Here is a 22,337-nt window from a genome sequence, read left to right on the forward strand (position 1 = left end):
GATAAGGAAAAGAAAGCATGGTTGATACATCTGTATCAGGGCGAAGCGTGTTAAAAAACGGCCGTCGCTGGGTCATTAAAATTGGCAGTGCGCTGCTGACCGCTGACGGTAAAGGGCTGGATGAGTCCGGTATCCGCAGCTGGGTGGCCCAGATGGCTGAGCTGCGTAACCAGGGCGTTGAGCTGGTGCTGGTTTCTTCCGGTGCCATTGCGGCAGGTATGAGTCGTTTGGGCTGGCAGGCACGACCGTCGGCCATGCATGAGCTTCAGGTTGCCGCTGCTGTTGGTCAGATGGGGCTGTCCCAGACCTGGCAGAGTGCTTTTGCCGAGCATGGCATTGAAACTGCCCAGGTGCTGTTAACCCATGCTGATCTTTCCAATCGGCAACGCTATCTGAATGCCCGCAGTGCGCTTTCCACCATGCTGAGTCTGGGTGTGATTCCGGTTATTAATGAAAATGACTGTGTGGTCACCGATGAAATTCGTTTTGGTGATAATGATACATTAGGAGCACTGGCTGCCAATCTGGTTGAGGCAGATGTTCTGGTGCTGCTGACAGATCAGGATGGTCTGTTTACAGCTGACCCGCGTACCAATCCCGATGCTGTGCTGGTGGACGAGAAGCGCGCCAGTGATTCCTCTCTGGATGCCATGGCAGGAGAAGGGAAGGGCGCGCTTGGGCGTGGTGGTATGTTTACCAAGCTAAGGGCATCGCGGCTGGCGGCTCGTTCTGGCGCAAGTACTGTAATTGCAGGTGGGCGTATTGAACAGGTGATCGAGCGCCTGAAAGATGGTGAATCACTGGGAACTCTCCTGCTGCCAGATGAAGAGCGTACCTTGGCCCGTAAGCGCTGGCTTGCCGGTCATCTTCGCATGAAAGGTCGTTTGGTGTTGGATGCCGGGGCTGTTCGGGCTCTGAAAGAAGCCGGTTCCAGCCTTTTGCCGGTTGGTGTGCGTGGCGTTGAAGGTGTATTTCAGCGTGGTGAGATGGTGGCTTGTGTCAGCCCGGATGGAGCCGAGGTGGCTCGTGGTCTGGTGAATTATTCATCTGAGCAGGTGGGCAAGGTTCTGGGGATGCCCAGCCATCAAATGCCTGCAGTTCTGGGTTTTGCTGGTGAGCCTGAGTTAGTGCATAGGGACAATATGGTTGTTCTCTGATTTTGCCATCATAAATAAAAATGGCCGGCAGGTGGGAACCTTGCGGCCATTTTTTGTATTCAGATCTTTTTACCTGGAATGAGTTTCAAGAGACTTGATAACTGCGGGGGCCCAGTGGCGGCCAACACTTCCAAGTTTCTTGTCGTGAGAGGGGACGATTTGAATAGGGGTGTTCTTGGGGTGCTGTCCCTGGATTATCCACATGCCTTTGGTGTTGTTGAGAGCCTCACCTTCAACTTCGATCAACTCCAGTTGTTTGGGAGTTCCTGCATTGGAGAGTTCGCTCCTGTATGAGGGATCTATTGAGAAGGAGTCTTCGATACTGTGATAGTTGATGTAATCCAAGATGGCTTGTTGTCTGAGGTTTTCAGGTAGAGCCAGGCTGTTGAAGGCAATGGTTTTTGCACCACAGGCCAGTCCTGCGTAGTGCGCTACTGCACCCCCAAGTGAGTTGCCTGTTACGATGATATTCTCAACTTCCGGAATTTCTTTGAATGCTCTGCAGAGTGCGGAAGCCTGGGTCAGCATGGGGGTTGAGTAGCCGTAGGCGATCAGGTTTGCAGTTCCGGCAGTCGCATAGCTGCGATACATCAAAGGATGAAAATCGGTTCCGGCAAAGGCCAGGACAATATTTTTCTTGTTGTGATGATAAAAGGCTCGGGCCTGTAGGCCGGAATAGGACCAGAATCTTTGCGTCTCATCTTGAATAAACAGGTACTTAATGGGTTCAGGAAGATCCTTGGAGTCAACCGGTGTCATTTCATAGCCAAGCATCTTGTTTCTGGTGGCGATGCTTTTCTCGCTCTTTCCATTGAGCTTGTACGTGTGAGCAAGCTGGCTGGCAAAGGCATAGGGAGTCAGGCTTTTAGCCTTCTGGGGAGAGATGATTGTCCCTCTCGGCTCTTCGTTTTGGATCTGAGCGGCTGAAGTTGTCACAGAAACAGCTACTAGAAGAGCTGTTACAAAGCCTGAGAGCCATGAGTGAGTAGATTTCATCGGGTTTCCTCCCTGAAAAAGGGCTATTTGTCTTTAAGACAGGAAACTTGGGGTGGGGTTCCGGATGATTAGACCAAGGTATAAAGGTTTATTCGGTCATATCGAGCACAAAAAAAGAGGCTATAAAGCCTCTTTTTTCAAAATCCTTTACCAGGATTAGGCAGCCATGGCCTTAACCTTGGTGTTCAGGCGGCTCTTATGACGAGCAGCCTTGTTCTTGTGAATGATGCCTTTGTCGGCCATGCGATCAATCACAGGAACTGCAGCAGTGTAAGCAGCCTTGGCAGCTTCAACATCGTTGCTGGCGATAGCAGCGATTACTTTCTTGATCATGGTGCGAACCAGAGAGCGCTGACCTGCGTTCTTCTGACGACGTACTTCTGCCTGACGGGCACGCTTCTTGGCGGAAGGAGAGTTAGCCACCGTATTGCTCCTCGAAAAATCGGATTGTATTAAAAACGGGCAAATATGCCGGTTTAGCCAACTATTGTCAATTCCAGCGTCAATTCTCGGCAGCCGCACCTTGAATGATGAACTCAAATGACTATTGATCCAAACCTGCAATATTTTGCTTCCCGATGACACTTTCGGGAGTTTTTAGGACGGGTGCGCGGATTCTGGCATCCGGGCTCAAGTTGGTCAAGGGGAATGAAGGGACTTTTAAAAAGGAAAAATCTTATAAAAATGAGGTTTGTGCTTACAGGGTTAGGTGAGGCTGAGGGAGGGTGCCGGGTTTCACCCTCCAGACCAGACGTGTGTTTATGTGAATCTTTTTCCAATCCGCTCGTTAGCAGCCTGATGTAAAGCGTTATGTTGGCCGACCAGGCTGGCAATAGATGTTCCCATTGCCTGAGCATTACATCGGAAAGCCATGGGAAGAGCTCCGGTAAAAACAAAGGTCTGGCAGGCTATCCCGCGATCACGATAACAGTCTTCGACTTGTTCACAAAAGCCCTCCATATCATCGACGAAATAAACCTGATCTGGATTGAAACCCTTTCGTTCGAGGTATTGGGCGAGCCTGTCCCCCTTATTATTATCTTGTCCTTGTACTATTTCGATATCATGGAAAAGTTCTTCGGGGATTTTTCCTGCAGCGAGTTTTTCACGGGTGCTTTCCGAATCCCCTTTCGTCATGACTATGACTTTGCCATGAGGGTTTTGGCTTTTGATTTGATTAATAATTTGAATCGTGTCTGGATTTACAGCAGTTTTTTTCACTTCCCCTCCAACGACATCTCGAGCTACCAAGGTCTCATCAATATCAAAAATGACCAAGGGTCTGCTTCCGGGGAGGATCAAGCCAGGGAGTTCGTTAATTGTCTGAACATTTTCGTGGCGTACGGCAGCCACAGGCTGTGCCACCTGGGCTTCTCTAATGGACTGCAACACAGTGTCTCTGGGGCGTAAAGACTTGGACACATCCAACCTGTTGATTGAACCTCTAATATCTGTTGTTCCTCGTTCGTGTAGTTCTTCAAGGCTGGGAAGGCCTGCTCTGGAAGATTGATGGGTAACGTGAGGAGTATTTTGTTTTGGGGGAGACTTTTCCCTGTGTTTTCGATCCAGTTCCTCGGGTAATGTAATGCTTCCCCAGGTGTTTAGCTCGTCATAAAACTCTTGAGCTGTTGGGTGATTTTTATCGGATAGCCATAGTAAATAATTGACCATTGCTTCCTTGGGGAGGTCCTTTTCGAAGATCTTGATTTTCGAACGCTGTTCGACGAGAGTCGCCATGGTTTCCAGGATACGACCCTGTACCTGTAAAAGCTCTTGCTCCCCTTCCAAATCAAGAGCAATAGCGGCATCAATAAATTGAAGAGCCTCTGGGAAATGGCCTGCAGCGATTAAATCGTCCAGAGTTTCCAGATGGGTTCGTCGTATCTCGTTCTTCAGATAACCAAACACATGGCTCATGGTGCCACTGGTTTCCATCCCGTACTCGCCCAGTAAGTCGGCCATTCCCATTACAACGTCCCAGGTGGGCTGTGCTTCGGTGCCAACTTTTTCAAGCTCTGTTAATACAGTAATGGCCCTTTCCGATAGCGGTTTGGCTGGAGGGCGAGAGCCTGAGGCAGTTTGCTGAGTATGTTGGGGGCGATTCCTCGCCTTTAGCTCTTTATATTGGGGGTAATGAGTGGGTAATGCTCTATTAGTTCTTAACATGTGCTTTCATCCGTGAAAGTTAGTTTCCAAAGAGCCTAATACAGGGTGCTGGGTTGCGTTGAAGTATTGGCACCCAGCGTCAGAGAAATTATCGTTCAAAGCTAAATCGTTGTTTATTTTACTTCATCAGTAGTTAATCTGACTGGTTTCAGGGTTGCTCTTGCAGGTAGACTTTGCTGACCATCAAAATTTTCCCTGGACTGACAGCTGGACATTATGACGTCTGAAAAACAGACTGCTTCCGATAAAAAAGCAGGCGGAGGCCTGTTGCGTTCGTCCCTAGTGGTCGGGGTTATGACCATGCTTTCCCGTATTCTGGGGCTGGTCCGCGACGTTGTGATAGCCGTCTACTTTGGTTCTCAGGCCGAGGCGGATGCATTTTTTGTTGCCTTCAAGATTCCCAACTTCCTGCGTCGATTATTTGCTGAAGGCGCGTTCTCCCAGGCCTTTGTGCCGGTTCTTTCCGAATATCGCACCAAGCGACCGAAAGAGGCGGTGCAGGAACTGGTTAATAAAGTTGCTGGTACTCTCGGTTTAACTCTTACGCTGGTAACAGCTTTAGCCATGGTTGCGGCACCGCTGCTTATTCTGGTATTTGCTCCTGGTTTTAGAGGGGAAACAGCCAAACTGGCTTTGGCTGGAGATATGCTGCGGGTAACATTCCCATATCTTCTTTTAATTTCCTTAACAGCGTTTTCCGGCTCGATTCTGAACAGCTACAGTAAATTTGCTGTTCCGGCATTTACTCCTGTTTTACTTAATATCAGCCTGATTGGATCGACCATTCTGCTGACCCCATATTTTGAGAAGCCGGTTATGGCTCTGGCCTGGGGCGTTGTTATTGCCGGTGTTTCTCAGTTGTTGCTGCAGATTCCATTCCTGAAACAGATCCAGCTTTTACCTAAGCCCGTCTGGGGTTGGAAGGATGAAGGTGTTCAGCGCATTCTCAAGCTGATGGCTCCGGCCATGTTTGGTGTCTCTGTAGCACAGATAAACCTGCTTCTTGATACTGTTCTGGCTTCTTTCCTGCAAACCGGAAGTATCTCCTGGCTTTATTACTCCGATCGTTTAATGGAACTGCCGTTGGGGATGTTCGGTATCGCGATTGCTACTGTGATACTGCCAAGTTTGTCCCGTCAGCATGCGGGAAATGATCCCAAAGCGTTCTCTGCAACCCTGGATTGGGCGGTACGACTGGTTCTGCTAATTGGAGTTCCGGCCGCTGTGGCCCTGTTCCTGCTGGCAGAACCTTTGATTGCCACTTTGTTCTTCCATGGGCGAATGGAAGATCGGGATGTTTTAATGGCGGCCATGAGTTTGCGAGCTTATGCCTCCGGTCTGCTGTTCTTTATGTTGATTAAGGTGCTGGCACCCGGTTTCTTTGCCCGCCAGGATACTAAGACTCCTGTGAAGATTGCGATCAAGGCTATGGTGGCCAATATGGTCTTTAACCTGATTATGATCTGGCCATTACAGCATGCCGGTCTAGCCCTCGCGACAGCGCTGTCTGCTCTTATGAATGCTGGAATGTTGTTGCTTGGGCTGATTCGCGCAGGTGTATTTAAGCTGCAACCGGGTTGGGGGTTTTATGGCTGTCGGCTATTGCTGGCCAATGGTGTTATGGGGGGCTTACTGGTTTATCTCTGTGCCGACCCTCAGTTATGGTTGGACTGGACGCTGATGCAGCGTATTCAGTCACTTACTGTTCTGGTAGCAGCTGGTGGTGGAGCTTACGTTTTGACTCTTGGAATTGTTGGTTTGCGCCCCCGTCATCTTAAGCATTAACAACTTTTTCTGTCGGATTGCCGTATTTGCGGCAGTTCTGACTGTATTTTGTTGTATGGACTGAAGTAATCTCTGCTTATTATTTGGGAAAACCGGTTCTGCCTGCAAAACTGATTGAAACGGTTTTCCGAGCACAAGGCTTCTTAATGCGATACTTTTTAGGGTATTCATTTGTATAATCCTCCGTTTCGTTCTGCGAGTGATTCTGGATGCAGTTGATTCGAGGGCCCGGTGCCATCAGGGATGAACATAAAGGGTGTGTTGCCACGATTGGTAATTTCGACGGCGTACACCTCGGTCACCAAGATATTCTCACCCAGGTACGTGAACGGGCCAGTGAGCCTGGACTGCCAAGCTGCGTTATGGTGTTTGAGCCGTTACCAAGAGAGTTTTTCTCCCGAGAGAATCTGCCTGCCCGTATCCAGACTTTCAGAGATAAACTGGAAGCCTTGGAAAGAGCAGGTATTGACCAGGTCTTGTGCCTGGCTTTCAACCATGCATTCAGAAGCCTGACCGCCAAAGAGTTTATTCAGCAGATTCTTGTTGATGGACTCGGAATCCGCCATTTAGTAGTGGGGGATGATTTCCGCTTTGGCTGTGACCGCAGTGGCTCCTTTGCCAGCCTGGAAGAAGCCGGAAAAGAACTCGATTTTACCGTGGCTCATACCCGCACTGTCCTGGTGGATGGTGAAAGGGTCAGCAGCACCCGCATTCGCAAGCTGCTGGGTTATGGCCATTTCGAAGAAGCCAGACGGCTACTGGGGCACCCTTTTAGTATTTCCGGACGTGTGCTGCATGGCCAGAAACTTGGCCGACAGCTGGGTTTCCCGACTGCCAACCTGCGTATAGGGCGACGACACTCCCCGGTGCAGGGGGTTTATGCCGTAAAGGTGCATGGGCTTGAAGCGGTTTATAACGGGGTTGCTAATATCGGCACACGCCCAACGGTATTTGGCGCCAGTGAACGACTGGAAGTCCATATCCTTGACTACGATGGGCATCTATATGGCCGCCGTATTCAAGTGGAATTTGTTGAGAAGATTCGTGAAGAACAACGATTCTCTCAACTCGATGACCTGAAACGGGCCATCGGAAATGATATAGCCCGGGCACGGGCTATGCTGGCCGGGACCGCTCCGGCCGCGACCAATGTGAAGTAGTTCCGGACGACTGTCTGGAACATTTGAACGGCCTTGAGCTGAAACAGCCCTGTGCTGAATCAGCAGCACAGGACTGAGAAAAATAGTATTTTGGTAAACGACTGATGAGCGATTATAAGCATACGCTGAATCTGCCGGACACTGCGTTCCCAATGCGCGGCAACCTGGCAAAACGTGAACCTGACATGCTCAAGCGCTGGCAGGAGATGGATCTCTACGGGAAAATTCGTGAGGCTCGTGCCGGTCGTGACAAGTTTATTCTGCACGATGGCCCTCCCTACGCAAACGGCGATATTCACATTGGTCATGCGGTCAACAAGATTCTGAAAGATATTATCGTCAAGTCCAAGACGATGAGTGGCTTTGATGCTCCCTACATTCCTGGCTGGGACTGCCACGGTCTGCCTATTGAACACAAGGTAGAAACCAAAATCGGCAAGGCTGGCACCAAGGTTGATTACAAAACCTTCCGTCAGAAGTGCCGTGATTACGCGATTAAACAGGTTGATGGCCAGCGCAAGGACTTTATCCGTCTCGGTATTCAGGGTGACTGGTTTAAGCCTTACCTGACCATGAACTTCGAAACCGAAGCAGACATTATCCGCTCCCTCGGCAAGATCGCTGAGAACGGCCACCTTGTAAAAGGCTATAAGCCAGTTTACTGGAGTGTGGTTGGTGCTTCGGCTCTGGCTGAAGCCGAAGTGGAATACCAGGACAAGACTTCCACCCAGATTGACGTTCGTTACTCTGCTGCTGATGAAGCTGCGCTGCTGGCTGCTTTCGATATGGAAGAGCAGGGCGAAGGTGAAGTTGCTGTTGTTATCTGGACCACCACTCCCTGGACTCTGCCATCTTCTCAAGCCGTTACTGTAGGTGAAGGTATTGATTACGCGCTGGTGCAGTGTGAGATCAATGGCGCGCCTGCCCGTCTGGTTCTGGCAGAAGGTCTGCTGGAAGGTGCCATGGAGCGCTATGGTGTGGAAGCTTCTGGTGAAAAGAGCTACCGCATTATTGGCCGCACCAAGGGTGCCAAGCTGGAAAACCTGAAGGTGAACCATCCTTTCTATGCCAAGCAGCTGCCCGTTATCCTGGGTGATCACGTCACTCTGGATGCCGGTACCGGTTGTGTTCACACCGCTCCTGACCACGGTGTGGACGATTTCAATGTTGGCAAGAAGTACGGCATTGAAACCCTGAACTACCTGGATGACCACGGTACTTTCCGTCCACAGGTTGAGCTGTTTGCCGGTGAGCACGTTTACAAGGTGGATCCCAAGGTTGTTGCGGTACTGGAAGAGAATGGTCGTGTATTGGCCCAGGCCAAAATGACCCACAGCTACCCACACTGCTGGCGTACCAAAACTCCACTGATCTTCCGTGCCACTCCTCAGTGGTTTGTCAGCATGCACAAGGAAGGCCTTCTGGATACCGCCATGGCTTCCCTGAACAATGTGGAGTTTACTCCAGACTGGGGCCGCAACCGTATGGAATCCATGCTGGGTCAGAGTCCTGACTGGTGTGTATCCCGTCAGCGTACCTGGGGTGTGCCAATCACTCTGTTTATCCACAAGGATACTGAAGAGCTGCACCCACAGACTGCCGAGTTGTTCGAAAAGGTTGCTCTACTGGTTGAAAAGGAAGGTATGGATGCCTGGTTTGATCTGAATGTGGAAGATATTCTGCCCGCTGAAGATGCCGGTAACTATGTTAAGACCACTGACACTCTGGACGTATGGTTCGACTCCGGTGTAACCCACCGCTCAGTTTGCGAACGTCGTGAAGAGCTGCAGGCACCTGCTGATCTGTACCTGGAAGGTTCTGACCAGCACCGTGGCTGGTTCCAGTCTTCCCTGAAGACCGGCATTGCCATGAATGGCGTACCTCCCTACAAGGCGCTGCTGACCCACGGCTTCACTGTTGATGCCACCGGCCGCAAAATGTCCAAGTCTCTGGGTAACGTTGTTGCGCCTCAGAAGGTAGTGAACAACCTGGGTGCCGATATTCTGCGTCTGTGGGTTTCTGCCACTGACTACACCACTGAGATGACCGTTTCTGACGATATCCTTAAGCGTGCAGCAGACAGCTACCGTCGTATTCGTAACACCTCCCGCTTCCTGCTGTCCAACCTGAGTGGTTTCAATCCTGATACTGACGTTGTGGCCTGGGACAATATGCTGCCTCTGGATCGCTGGGCGGTTGACCGTGCCCTGCAACTGCAGGAAGAGATTCTGGCTAACTACAACAGCTACAACTTCCTGAACGTGTACCAGAAGGTTCATCACTTCTGTTCCCTGGATCTGGGTAGCTTCTACCTGGATATCATCAAGGATCGCCAGTACACCACTCAGACCGACAGCCTGGCCCGCCGCAGCTGCCAGACTGCCATGTTCCATATCATGGAAGCGTTTGTACGCTGGATTGCGCCAATCCTGAGCTTTACTGCGGATGAAATCTGGCAGGTTCTGCCGGGTCAGCGTGGTGACACTGTTCACACTGAAGAATGGTACACCGGTCTGCAGGCTCTGGGTGAAGCTGACCTGTCACGTGAGTACTGGGACAAGGTTATGGCCGTTAAGACTGCTGTTAACAAGGCGATGGAAGATGCCCGTAATGGCAACGTTATCGGTGGCAGTCTGCAGGCAGACGTAGCTCTGTACGTTTCCGATGAACTGAAGGTTGAGCTGGAGAAGCTGGGTGACGAACTGCGTTTCGTGATGATCACTTCCCGTGCTGACCTGAACTCTCTGGCTGATGCACCTGCTGAAGCTGTTGAGACAGAAGTTGCCGGTCTGAAAGTGACTGTTGCCAAGTCTGCCTGCGAGAAGTGTGAGCGCTGCTGGCATCATCGTGAGGATGTTGGCTCCAACGACAAGCACGCAGATCTGTGCGGTCGCTGCGTGACTAATGTAGAAGGTGAAGGTGAAGTGCGTTACTACGCATAACCTGGCCGTCTGATAAAAAAACACCGGCTAAATGCCGGTGTTTTTTTTGCCTTTAAATAACGCGACCTTTCTTGATATTTGGCCGGTAACGTTTACGAGCTGTTTCCAGATAGCGGTTATGGTAAACCCGAAGTAACTGTTCAAACTGCTGCACCATGATTTTGAAGTTTTTCGAGTTAGGGTCAGGGCTGCGCGCATACTGTTTGAGTTGTTCGGAAAAGTGTTCGCGAAAGCCTGTTGAGGCCAAGGTGTCAATCTCGCTGAACATTTCAATCAGCTCAGCGTTAGCTCGCTTTTCAGGGTCGGCCAGATTGACCAGCATTTCCGATATAGCCTTACGGTGAGTCAGGCAATAGGAATAAAACGGATTACTCTGTTTCATCTTATCCATGTATTCTTCATCAGAAGGATCAACATGATAAGAAGGCATCTTGATCATGTTGCCAGCCTGCCAGCCATTGTATTTGGCTTGAAGATAGGTAATGGTGTTGTTACCCGGCCGCTCATACCAGTTTTTGGTGGTGTCTACTGAGGCTCCAGCTTCAATATTGGTTTCTACTAAAGGGCCTATTGGAATCCCTACGGCGGGAAGTGCCAGGCCAACGCTTTCTTTGCCCAGGAGACGAGTATATTGAAGACACCAGTCTTTACGCCTTTTCACAAAGTTGAATTCCAGCCTTGCTCCTGCTTGAGCACTTAACCCGGAAAGGTCGGGAGCCAGTTCTGCAAGAGATATTTCCGGGATTGTGGTGTCCTCGATACGCTGACCTTTTAGTTTTTCCAGTGCTGTTCCCAGGGCTTTAACGATTAATGTTGGTGAAGCCCCAGCGTTTAATGTAACTCCAACGTTAAAATACAGACCGTCATTGTCGGGGTTTACATTCTGTCCAATAATTATGAATGAAAAATCGCCTTTTAAACTCAAGCTGGCTTGAGGAGTATGAGACCCCGGGATCTGAACCGGGACTGAGAGAGTTAAATCACCGGATACTGATTTTTCGGTGCTTTTGGCCACGCTGGACGCTGTCAGACTTTTGCGAACGTGCTTGACATTACTTAAGTGAAGCTGTGGATTATCCAAAGAGGGTTCCAGATAGTTTTGTAATACCTGGAAGAAAATGGCATCGTCGGAAACTGGTGTTTCGCCTGGCAGGAATGTGCTCTCGTAAAGCTTTTTCAAAAAGTGAAAAGTGTAAGTATGGGCAGCAATAAACTCTCCACGATCATGGGCTTTGTAGGGTGCCTGCATACTGTGCTTGGCCTGATGGAAATATTTCTGTGGTGACTTTTCACCGATATGCCCCTCCATCGCGTTGACCGTGAAGTAGTACATATCCCTTTCCATAAACTGATCCATCATGGAACTTTTGACCTGTTCCCTGATCTCAAGTCTTTTCTTTCTGGCTCTCTTTTGTTGACTGGGTGATGAACTTGCAGATGTTTCACCGAAAATATGTGAAGACAGGTCTCGTGCTTTCATATTCAACCACTGAATGCATTCATCGCCAGATTGTCGTTTGCTGACGACGCAATCTTCTTCTTTGAACTGTCCAATGACTTTGGCAGCAAATTGCGGTGTATCAAGATAGGGGTTGTCTCCAGGAGAGCTGGTGAGCCTTTCCTGAAGGTGTCTGTAGTAAGCCACATCAGCCACATCAGCTTTTGCCCAGAATGAAAGGTACTCTATATGAGGTGGAAAGGCTTTATCCGGATTGTGCTGTAACATCTGGCGGAGATTTGTGCGAGTACGAAAGTTGGTGCATCTGTTCTGCAGTTTTATATTGCCTTCCAGAACTCCGGCGAGTGCGCTGACTGTTAAAGTTCCGCTGATACTGTGCTGGGTAAAATCAGCATAGTTTACAGGCTTGGACTGTTTGACACGCACCTGGTCTCCCGGATGGATAACACCTAATTCAGCCAGACGCTGGGAGAGTAGTTGTCTGTCAGCGGTGATGTGGCTATGCAGCCTTTCTGCCCTGCGGCTGTCGATGGATCCTTTGGTGTTTCCGGGAATTTTCTGCATACTGCTCATCAGTACGGGAACAAAGTCATTACTGTGGAAGCGAATAAATTCTTCCGTACTTCTGAATACCCGGCCTTTTGCCCCTGAATAGGCTCCGGAAGCAGTCACGGAGACAACCTTGCCATCACCGATTTTGGCAGAAATTGAAGGTGTGCCGATGTGAAATTCCCGGGTACGGCCATCATCACCTTTGACAACCTTGAACTCATAAGTGAATTTGGCACCGGCAGCTATTCCTTTTACGCCGGCAACGGCCGCCGCAGCGCCAATGCCGGTGGTGATTGTAATCACCCTGCTGCTGCCACTCTCCTCGAGATACTTAAGCTGTTGCCGCATTTCCTGAATGAACTTTTCTTTTGTGTGCTCTAAAATCTGGTAATCAAGGTGATCTCTTAAAAGGCCAAGTGTTTGTACCTGAGGGTCAGCCCCGCAGTGAGATTGAGCTTTTCCGATAGCCTTACTGACTTCAGCAAGATGTTTAACGTCCAGAGCCGATTCTGGGGTATCTGATATCGAAGTGATGATCGTGTCCAACTCATCAATATCTTTCCCGCATTTTTGCAGTCGCTTGGCCAGGTGCTTCCTGAGCTGGGATATTTCTTTCCGACCGCTACACAGGTAGTGCATAAGTTTGCCGGAGTCTTCAGACATGAGCTGGGAAAAGTCGATCAGCTTTTTGTACTCTGGATTTTTTTCAATGGTTTCCAGCATCCAGTACAGTTTTGCCGGGCTTGGAGATGATGCTGGATTGCCGGACGTGGCCCCATCAAGGGCTTTTATCAGCTCGGCGTCTTCCTTTTTGTGATTTTCCAGAGCATTTTTTCTCACAAGCTTCTTAAGCTGCGAAACTTCTTCATGATCGCCGAGCAGGTAGTTCCCCAGTTTCTGTGGGTCGGGAGTGAGGAGAAGCTCTGGGTCGAGAAAATTCCTGAGTTCGGGGTCAACTTTCAGGTAATAGTAAAGCCATTCAATCTGCTCTTCGTCCGGGTAGGTTTCTTTAATGCCATCCAGAATGTTTTCCAGGTTTTCCTGAAGCCTGAAGTCGTTCTCCTCTGCCTCAATTCTGCTGGCCAGGATATTTTGAAGTGTCAGTTTAATAACAGGTTCTGTGTGTTCAGGTTTGTCTAGATCAACATCGTCTCCCAAGTATAGGCTGGCATACTCTACCAGAGATGCATCTGGGGCTGAATCAGGGCGCGATTCCAGCCGGGTCTGAATCAGTTTGAGCCCAAGATGCAATTTTTTCTCATCTTCGACGTCAATAGGCATGGAGTTTTTGAGCTGTTCGAGAACAAATTGACCAAACCGGGTTTGCAGAAAAATTGAGACAGCACGGCCGTCAAATTCATCTGTTAAGGTTTGCAGGAACTCCTGCCCCCAGGGCGAAAGTTCATCATCAGGAGATATGTTGGAGATGAAATTGATAAGGCGCTTGAGCTCCAAAGCCTTATCAGAAGAAATGTCGGGGCCTGTAAGGAATCGCTGAAGCTTGGCGGTGATTTCTTGGTTAGTATCTTCATCAGAGATAAGGTCAAGAAGTGTCGAAGCATTATTAAGTGCTTCCCGGCTGTCGGGTTGGCCAAGCTCTCTGTTAAATAGCGTTTGAGGGCCTGAAAGAGCTGCGCTTTTAAGCTTGTTGATCAACCGGTCTCCCAGCCGGCGGTTCAGTTCCAGCCTCAGAACCACAGGGTGCCTGAAATAGTTTGCTGGTGGTGCTTCCTGAACCGTTCTGGAACCACTGCGGGCACTGAAAGGGCGATGCCTGGGAGAATTGGAAAACCTTCTTCCAGGCAGTCGAATGTTGGGAGAGGAACCTTCAGTCGGTGTACTCGGTCCATCCATGGTGAGGGTCTCATAAGACTTTTATTTAATATGGCACAAGGATTGCGATATTTTTGTGGTTTAAACATGGGAGATTATTGGATCCCAAGGTTAAAATAGCCCGGAACTCAATGGATTCTGGGCAAGTATGATACGTAGCAAGCCTCTTTTCTGGTCAGGGTTGGGCGTGAGCCTGCTGATTATTGTCGCTGACCAGCTGAGCAAACACTGGTTTCTTGGAAATTTCTCACTGTATGAGCAGTTTGTTGTTATTCCGGACTTCTTCAGCCTGACCCTTGCTTTTAATAAGGGGGCTGCCTTTAGCTTCCTCAGTGATGCCGGTGGCTGGCAAAAGTGGTTCTTTATCGGAGTAGCTGCTGCTGTCAGCATTATGCTGTTGGGTTGGATGAGCCGACTGAGTGAGCAACAGAAAATGCAGGCTGCAGCCTTTGCCCTGATTCTTGGAGGGGCTGTAGGGAATGTTATTGACCGTGTAGCCCTCGGTCATGTTGTTGATTTCCTGCTGTTTCATTACAAGACCTCGTGGTACTTCCCGGCTTTCAATCTAGCTGATATAGCCATCACGGTTGGAGCCGGGCTGATGATTCTGGATATGCTGATTCATCCAGAGGCGAACAAGAAGTAAACCTGACCAAGGATAATAACGATGACAGTTGAAGAATGTGTCCCGAGCAGTACCTTAAAGATTGAGGCAGGCAGTCAGGTTTCTCTTCATTTTGCCCTGAAACTGGCAAATGGAGATGCGGTTGACAGTAACTTTGATGGTAAGCCCGCTACTCTGACAGTTGGCGATGGCAACCTTCCACCAGGCTTTGAGAGCTGTCTTTTGGGGCTACAGGTTGGAGAACATAAAAGCTTTGAAGTTCATCCGGAAAATGCTTTTGGCCAGCATAATCCCAGCAACATTCAGCAAGTGGCCAGAGATAGCTTTTCGCTTGATATGACTCTGGAGGAAGGTTTGCTTATCTCCTTTGCTGATCCTGCCGGGGGAGAATTGCCCGGGATGATCCAGAGCTTTGATGATCTCATGGTTTCTGTTGACTTTAACCACCCTCTTGCTGGAAAAACGTTGATCTTCGAAGTAAAAATTCTCTCCGTATCCTCTTCTCAATAATCCGGGTCACCCGCTTATCTGCTGATTGGAGCCGGTTATCGGCTCCTTGGCCCGGTAAATCTGCTATCAAAAATCACTGTCTAGTCTGAATTAAAACGGAGCTTGGGTATCAGGGAGGAATCCTAATGCCAGTCAGGCAGACAGCACCACCACAGAGACCGCCAGTCAACTTCAGCGGATTTACCCTGTTGGAGCTGCTCTTCACTCTGGCTTTATTCAGCATAATTCTTACGGCGGGCGTTCCCATGCTGACGGATACCGTTGCCCGTTATAAAGCTGAATCCAATCTCCGCAACTTTCGCAGTCTGGTTTCCTTTGCCCGCGCCGAAGCCATCGTTCGTAAAACAGATGTTGTTCTCTGCCCCAAAGTGCTGAATTCACTGAGCTGCCACAGTTCAGGAATAGCTGACAGTGATGAAGAGTCTGCAGTATGGAGCAGAGGGTGGTTGTTGTTTGTAGACAGGGGAAAAACCCCGACGTCAATCGATGAAGATGATGGTGATGTGCTTCTGAAAACCTTTGATGAAATTGGTCAGAATGTTGAGGTCATTATGGGGGGCAGTACGGGCGGCAGTGTTCTGAAGTATATCCGCTTTATGTCCCGGGGTAACAGTTACCCCACCAATCCATCCGCTCTGTTCTGTGTGCGCAATGATGACGGTGTCATCTTTGGAGGGAAGGTGGTCATCATGCGTGGGCGAACACGAATGGAAGACAGCGCAACGGCCAAACAGGAGTGTGCAGCATGAGCAGGGTAAGTGGTGCTTCTCGAAAACATCTCAAGGGTTTTAATCTTATTGAAAACCTGATCACCCTGTTTGTTTTATCAGTTGGTCTGCTGGGAGTAGCAGGGATGCAGGCTATGGCGCTCAAAACTCATCAAACCAGCAGGGAATATGGCCAGGCACTGGCACTGGCGCAGGGGTTGGCAGATCGTGTGCGGGCGAATACGGAAGCAGGTTATGCGGGACAATACCAGTTCAATATATCTGGAGGTTCTGCCGGAGTTGAGAACAGTGACTGCCTTATAACTGCCGGTTGCACTCCACAGGAACTGGCTGACCATGATCTTTGGGAGTGGAGCCAGTCTGTTGCCCGAACTCTTCCTTATGCTGAAGGATATGTCTGCCTGGATAGCTCACCAAGTCAGGACCCTGCTGATTATTATGGAGATCCTGACAGCGTAATACCCGGTTCCTGTGATGGCACAGGAGATACCTATGTGATTCATATCGTCTGGGATATGGACCCGGATCGTGATGGCAACATCACTCTGACTTCAAACCCCTCTGAATCTGATGGTCATCTTGTGATGGCCTTTGAGCCATAGGGAGGGCGAAGGGATGCTTAGATTACAGCGCGGCTCACTGCTGATAGAAATGATGATATCAAGCCTGATCGGCACATTGCTTCTGTATGGCGCTTTGAGTGTTTTGCTGAACAGCCGGTCGAGCTTTTTAACCCGAGACAGCCTGTCCCGTATTGAAGAGCGGGGGCGGCTGGCTCTGGAAATTCTTTCCGAAGATATCCGTATGTCAGGGTATAAAGGTTGTGTCTCCAGTGATGCCCAGTCCATGGTTCAGGCTGTCAATCTCAGTGGCAGCTGGATGCAGCCACAGCTGGGCATCCGGGGATGGAGTTATGCAGGTACGGACTTTAAGGCATCCCTTGGCATTTACAGCATTTCGGAAGGGGGGTTTGATACCACAAGCTGGGAGCCCCATGCGGCTGCCGATAAAGGAACCGGTGTCGATATCCTTCGGGGGAATGATGTTCTAGAACTCTGGGTTGCCGAACCCTATGTGATGGAAATTACCAGTGCTACACAAACACAGCTGAATGTTGATCCATCTACCATGACTGGTTTCCCTGAAGCAGGAGATACCGATCAGGAGCGTTTGTTGGTAGTGAGTGACTGTGCCCGAAACATTCTTGTGAAGGCGGACAGTTTCAAGTCTTCAGGCACGGTCATACTTGACCCGGCCAATACTAATGACCAATCGCTTCAGCTGACAAGTATGAGTCAGTCCCAGGCGGTGATGTTGCAGGGGCGCATGTATTATCTGGATATTCCCTCAACGCGTGATCGACCATCCCTCTATCGGAAAGATATTAACGCTGACGGCAGCTTCAAAAATGCTGTGGAAGTGTTACCTGGAGTTTTAAATCTGCAGTTTCTTTATGGAGAGAGCACGAACTCGGAGCTTTCTGCTAACCGTTACGTGGAGGCCAGTGAAGTCAGTGACTGGTCAAAAGTCATCAGTATCCGAATATTCCTGTTGGTGGAAACAGAAGCCGATAACGCCGTGCCTGTTGGCTCAGATTTTCATTATTTTGGTAACAATTATTCTCCCGAAAATACAGAGGATAAGCACGTACGGCGTCAGTATACAACAACAGTCGCACTTAGAAATAGAGCTTTGGGGTTAACAATAACGGGAGCGCCGGGGCCTTAAAATGAAATATATTCAAAGAAAAAGAAAGCAGCGTGGGGCAGCCCTGATAGTAGCAATGGTATTACTATTGTTGCTGACATTGCTTGGAACCGATGGCATTCAGCATTCAATGCTGGATATGTATCTCAGCAAAGGTTTTCGTGATCAGAACCACGCTTTTCAGTCAGCTGAAACAGGTTTACGCTTGGCTGAGGAAATTCTGGAGAGTTCCACTACCCAAGATGCTGCCACGACGTCACTGACTGCTAACAATATCTTTGTTGAATCTGGCTTCGTTGATTATCACAGTTCTGATTATTGGAATGATAAACCAAGTTATGGGTCAGAATACCCTGTAAAAGTGGTGGTTCAGTACTGGCGGTTTATCGCAGACAGCCTGGCAGTGGGTAATGGCAACCCTTCTGGCTTGACTTATTACAGAATCACTGCAAGGGGATCAGATCCAGCTTATGAACGCTATCTTAATGATGGAAATAATGAAGATTATAAAAAAAACCGGTCGCTGGCTGTTCTTCAAAGTATTTATGCTGTCCGTCACACGAATTGATCAATAAAAAGATAATCAGGTGGGAGGAAAAGGAAATGAAACTCTCAAAACACTTATCAATATTATTTACTTTTTGTTTTGGTGTTTATGCAAAGGCACTGGATTTTGTTAATACGCCACTTTTTCTTCTAAATGCATCTGTGCCCAATATTGTGATGATGCTGGATGATTCCGGCTCGATGGACGTGGATCTATTAAATCTCAGGCATTATGATTCCTGTGCCTACCAATATGTGTTTGCTCCTTCCTTTACATCGAATGAAATTACCAGTGATCCCGGTGGTGATTACAAGGTCTGTTTTTATGATAACGAAAACTATACAGGTACAAAAAACTGTTTCATAGAATCAGACGCATGGACTGGCGGTGCTCCAACATACCGACATGATGTATGGTCGTCCGTAAGGCTAAAGCCAGGTTATGGCGTAAGAGTTTATAGGGGAGGAAGCTACACAGATACAACGACAGATTTTTCTACAGATCAAGTTCGGCTGACAAATGGATTTGATAACTCAATATCATCTTTCAAAATCTTTAAAACGAATGAGCCTAGCCAAAGCTGTGGGAACCTTCGAACAAATGGTTATATTTATCCAAACGGCTCCTGGCAGAGGTATTTCTATATCTATTCTCACGACAATGCTTACTGGGCTACAGCACTCAGTAGTGATTTCAGTATAAGGGATACCAAATATTTTTATGATGAGTGGGGGGATTGGCGGCTATTTTCAAGTGATATGAATGTCATGTATTATGACCCCAGTATGAATTACCAGCCGTGGCGGGCTAGTGACCCCAACGCATCATTCACCGCTGCGAGGGCTCATGGTTTATCAGGAGGTGCAGGTTATAATTCAATACTTGATTTGACTGGATCATTTTATGCGGTAGCAGTGGATGACAAAGGGTTCACGGATGTTTCTGGTGGTCCGGTACGAAATGCAGATAGCTTTGATACATCAGGGAATGGCATGATCGATATCTGGGACAGCCACACCCTGTATCAGATTAACTCCTCAGCTGTTACCCGAACAGAAGTCTCTTATGAAGTTTTTGATGATGATCTGGGGCGGAATGTTGTAAGACGAGAGAATCGTCTTCCTGATATCACTGATTCTTCAAAGGTTGCAGAGATACAACAGAACTATGCTAACTGGTATCAATATTCACGTCGGCGTTCGTTTGTTATGAGTGGAGCAATCAGTCAGCTGGTGCAATCATTTCCAAATTACCGCTATTCCTATGGGGTTATTAACAATACATCAATGCTGATGAATGCGCCAGAAAATAACAGTGACATACCGGCTCATAATGATAGTTTACTGGCAGACCTGTTTCTTCGTAATAGAGGTTTAGGTAGTACTCCGTTGGCAAAAGGGTTGAATACAGTTGGTTCTTATCTGAAAAAAACAGGTAGTGATGCTCCAATTATTGAAGAGTGTCAGCAAAATTTTTCTATTTTGTTCACTGATGGCTATTGGACTGGTAGCTTATATAACTCTTCTATTGGTAATGAAGATGGCGACCCTTATTCACAGACTGTTGCTGATGTTGCTCACTATTATTATTCAAATGACCTGCGTCCAGATCTTGATGACAAGGTTCCTATATCTCCCGTAGATCCTGCTGTTCATCAGCATCTGGTCACATTTCCGGTGGCATTTGGTGTAGATGGTTCATTAAATGATACCGACAACGACGGTTGGCCTGATGTCAGTGGTGTTCAACTCAAAGAGAGTGATGACTGGGGAAATCCGTATTACTGGGGTAGTCCAAATAAAATTAACGACTTGTGGCATGCAGCCTTTAATAGTAAAGGTTTGTTCAGTTCTGCCAGAACACCACAGGAACTTGTTGATGGTTTAAAAAATGCGCTGGCGGGAGCTAATGAGAGAATAAGCTCTGCTTCATCTGTAGCAACAAACACCGGAAGTCTGCGAGGAAATAGTCATGTCTATCAGGCCCGTTTCAACAGTGCGGGCTGGACAGGTGATCTTATTGCACACCCCCTTGGTCCTGATGGGTCGATTTTGAACCCACCATCCTGGCAGGCCGCTTCTCTATTGGACGTAAGGGCTGCTAATAACCGGGTTATCATTACCAGTGATAAGAATGCTAGTAATAATCTGGTTGGTGTTCCCTTTCGGCATGCTGGTAGTAACACTCTTTCATCTTCCTATGTTGACCGACTAAAAGACGGGAGAAGTCTACTGGCAATCCAGGGGGATGTTGATGATTATGTCGAAGCTCTTGTTGACTACCTTCGCGGCGATGCTGCCAACGAATCCGACGCTGTTCTAACTGACTGGAAAAGTTGTGCCTCAGAAGGAGATGTTTGTACAGTGACGGGAACAACAACTGTTCGTTACGGTATTAGTGGTAATTACAATTCCAAAGAAGTAGCGGGTTCGGTTAATTGTTCTGATGATGAGTTTGGCGACTCTTCAGTTGGTAATGTCAAAGCCTGTGAGTACGCTGAAACCCGGCAATATGGTTTTCGCTCCAGAAGTTCCAAGTTTGGGGACCTGGCTCACTCAGACCCTGTTTATGTTGGGCCGCCAACAGCCTCTTATCTTGATCCAGAGTATCTAACATTTCGCTCTAACTGGTTATCAAGGGCGGAGATGGTCTACATCGGTGGTAACGACGGCATGCTCCACGGTTTTGATGCTGAGACAGGTGTGGAAAAGCTTGCTTATGTTCCTTTCGAAATGGCCAAGAGCATTTATAAGCTGGCAGATTCCGGATATGCCCATGATTTCTTTGTGGATGGACAAATCAGTATCGGTGATGCCTGTGTTGGTAATCCGAGCTGCTCCTGGAAAACCATGCTGGCAGGCAGCTTAAGAACGGGGGGGAGAGCGGTCTATGCTCTGGATGTTACTGATCCAGCCAGTTTCTCAGAGTCAAAGGCAAGCAACCTGTTTATGTGGGAGTTTGGTTCTGATGATGATGCCGATATGGGGTATTTCTTCGGTCAACCCCTGATAGTCAAGCTCTCGACCGGTAAGTGGGGCGTTATCATCTCTAATGGATATAACAGTGATGACGGCAAAGCCGTTCTGTTTATCCTTGATGCAGAAACCGGGCAGCCTCTGGCAGTAGGAGGGAAGCTGGATACGCAAATGGGAACTGCAGGCGACCCTAACGGTCTTTCCAGCCCGACAGCAGTGGACACCGATAGTGATGGTGATGTTGATCTGGTTTATGCCGGTGATCTGAAAGGCAATTTGTGGAAATTTGATGTCAGCTCCTCAGATCCTTCCAACTGGGGAGTAGGTTACAGCTCTGGAGGAAGTCCTATTCCATTGTTTGCAGCTGGAAGTACCCGCCCGATTACTGTTGCTCCGGCTGTAGGGCGCCATCCTGAAGAGTCGGGTTACATGATTTATTTTGGCACCGGGAAATATATCGAAATTACTGATAATGGAAACGAAGGGCAGGCAACACAAAGTTTCTATGGTATCTGGGATGATACGAGGGATAACAGCAGTTTCAATGCATCAATTACCAGCTCAGAACTGTTACAGCAAACCATTCTCCAAGAAGTGAAACTGTACCCACAGGATACCAATGGTGATGGACTGAGAAATACCAGTGACAGTGGTTTCACTTTCCGATTAACGTCGAGTAATTCCATTTGCTGGAGAAATTGTAATGGTGGGGCTGTCCCTCATAGAGGGTGGCGTTTTGACATGGTTTATCTAAGTGATAACAGGGGTGAAAAACAGGTCAGTGATTCAATTTTGCGTAATGGCCGGATTATTTTTACAACCCTGCAGCCTTCACTTTCAAGCTGCGACAGGGGGGGGCGAAGCTGGCTAATGGAGCTGAATGCTGCCGATGGTTCTTTTTTGAACGAACCTCCCTTCGACTTGAATCAGGATGGTGAGTTTGATGGCAGCGATGTGGACTATGGTGCCTGGGGCATGGTTGACCCATCAGTATACTGCCCATCTGGAAACTGCCAGGCTCCCGGAGGGATTCTTATTGATGAAATTGTGCAAACGCCATCCATTATGGATTGTGCTCCGGGAGTGGAGTGTAAATATATCAGTGGGTCCGAAGGAGGGATTGACAAAATTGATGAGAATGTCGGGAGCAGCAGCCTTGGGAGACAATCCTGGAGAGAGCTAAGGGGAGAGTGAC

Annotated in this window: 15 protein-coding genes; 11 read left to right on the forward strand and 4 right to left on the reverse strand. The window is 48.6% G+C overall.

The annotated features are described in order from the left end of the window. Positions 1 to 17 precede the first annotated feature (17 nt). On the forward strand, positions 18 to 1,157 hold the full coding sequence (gene proB / locus M3P05_RS05905; RefSeq protein WP_249698500.1) for a glutamate 5-kinase: 1,140 nt from the start codon (positions 18 to 20) through the stop codon (positions 1,155 to 1,157). 69 nt (positions 1,158 to 1,226) lie between these two features. Here the strand turns inward: proB and M3P05_RS05910 are convergent, their stop codons facing one another. The 3 genes from M3P05_RS05910 to M3P05_RS21085 form a co-directional block, all read right to left on the reverse strand. Then, positions 1,227 to 2,153 carry an alpha/beta hydrolase family protein gene (locus M3P05_RS05910; RefSeq protein ID WP_249698502.1) on the reverse strand — a complete coding sequence of 309 codons (927 nt, stop codon included), beginning with the start codon at positions 2,151 to 2,153 and terminating at the stop codon, positions 1,227 to 1,229. A gap of 156 nt (positions 2,154 to 2,309) precedes the next feature. Beyond that, on the reverse strand, positions 2,310 to 2,576 hold the full coding sequence (gene rpsT, locus M3P05_RS05915) for a 30S ribosomal protein S20 (protein ID WP_249698503.1): 267 nt from the start codon (positions 2,574 to 2,576) through the stop codon (positions 2,310 to 2,312). 336 nt (positions 2,577 to 2,912) lie between these two features. After that, positions 2,913 to 4,061 (reverse strand): DUF2608 domain-containing protein, encoded by a 1,149-nt coding sequence (locus tag M3P05_RS21085; protein WP_249698504.1) that lies wholly within the window; start codon positions 4,059 to 4,061, stop codon positions 2,913 to 2,915. A gap of 474 nt (positions 4,062 to 4,535) precedes the next feature. Here M3P05_RS21085 and murJ point away from each other — a divergent pair, with 474 nt between their 5' ends. From murJ to ileS, 3 genes are all read left to right on the forward strand, one after another. Beyond that, positions 4,536 to 6,104: a murein biosynthesis integral membrane protein MurJ gene (murJ, locus tag M3P05_RS05925; protein ID WP_249698505.1), complete on the forward strand. Its 1,569-nt coding sequence runs from the start codon at positions 4,536 to 4,538 to the stop codon at positions 6,102 to 6,104. 209 nt (positions 6,105 to 6,313) lie between these two features. After that, positions 6,314 to 7,264 (forward strand): bifunctional riboflavin kinase/FAD synthetase, encoded by a 951-nt coding sequence (gene ribF / locus M3P05_RS05930; RefSeq protein WP_249698506.1) that lies wholly within the window; start codon positions 6,314 to 6,316, stop codon positions 7,262 to 7,264. Positions 7,265 to 7,368: 104 nt separating this feature from the next. Then, entirely contained in the window at positions 7,369 to 10,206 is a 2,838-nt protein-coding gene (gene ileS, locus M3P05_RS05935) for an isoleucine--tRNA ligase (protein WP_249698507.1), read from the forward strand. A 52-nt stretch (positions 10,207 to 10,258) separates the two neighbouring features. On the opposite strand, the gene M3P05_RS05940 is transcribed toward ileS, so the two are convergent. Then, positions 10,259 to 14,071 (reverse strand): hypothetical protein, encoded by a 3,813-nt coding sequence (locus M3P05_RS05940; protein WP_249698508.1) that lies wholly within the window; start codon positions 14,069 to 14,071, stop codon positions 10,259 to 10,261. A 127-nt stretch (positions 14,072 to 14,198) separates the two neighbouring features. Here M3P05_RS05940 and lspA point away from each other — a divergent pair, with 127 nt between their 5' ends. From lspA to M3P05_RS05975, 7 genes are all read left to right on the forward strand, one after another. Continuing rightward, positions 14,199 to 14,696: a signal peptidase II gene (gene lspA / locus M3P05_RS05945; RefSeq protein ID WP_249698509.1), complete on the forward strand. Its 498-nt coding sequence runs from the start codon at positions 14,199 to 14,201 to the stop codon at positions 14,694 to 14,696. A gap of 21 nt (positions 14,697 to 14,717) precedes the next feature. Further along, positions 14,718 to 15,185, forward strand: a complete 468-nt coding sequence (locus tag M3P05_RS05950) for an FKBP-type peptidyl-prolyl cis-trans isomerase (protein ID WP_249698510.1) — start codon at positions 14,718 to 14,720, stop codon at positions 15,183 to 15,185. Between the two features lie 125 nt (positions 15,186 to 15,310). Beyond that, positions 15,311 to 15,934, forward strand: coding sequence for a GspH/FimT family pseudopilin (locus M3P05_RS05955; RefSeq protein WP_249698512.1), 624 nt, complete (start codon positions 15,311 to 15,313; stop codon positions 15,932 to 15,934). Next, positions 15,931 to 16,515, forward strand: coding sequence for a type IV pilus modification protein PilV (pilV, locus tag M3P05_RS05960; RefSeq protein ID WP_249698513.1), 585 nt, complete (start codon positions 15,931 to 15,933; stop codon positions 16,513 to 16,515). The genes M3P05_RS05955 and pilV overlap by 4 nt, the downstream gene beginning before the upstream one ends. Positions 16,516 to 16,528: 13 nt before the next feature. Next, the gene (locus M3P05_RS05965) at positions 16,529 to 17,641 is read left to right on the forward strand and encodes a PilW family protein (RefSeq protein WP_249698514.1); all 1,113 of its coding nucleotides are present in this window, start codon (positions 16,529 to 16,531) and stop codon (positions 17,639 to 17,641) included. 1 nt (position 17,642) lies between these two features. Further along, positions 17,643 to 18,188 (forward strand): pilus assembly PilX family protein, encoded by a 546-nt coding sequence (locus M3P05_RS05970; RefSeq protein WP_249698516.1) that lies wholly within the window; start codon positions 17,643 to 17,645, stop codon positions 18,186 to 18,188. A 35-nt stretch (positions 18,189 to 18,223) separates the two neighbouring features. Then, a complete protein-coding gene (locus M3P05_RS05975) occupies positions 18,224 to 22,336 on the forward strand; it encodes a pilus assembly protein (RefSeq protein ID WP_249698517.1) in 4,113 nt (1,370 codons plus the stop codon). Position 22,337 lies beyond the last annotated feature (1 nt).

It is taken from the genome of Parendozoicomonas callyspongiae, assembly GCF_023502345.1.
GTDB lineage: Bacteria > Pseudomonadota > Gammaproteobacteria > Pseudomonadales > Endozoicomonadaceae > Sansalvadorimonas > Sansalvadorimonas callyspongiae.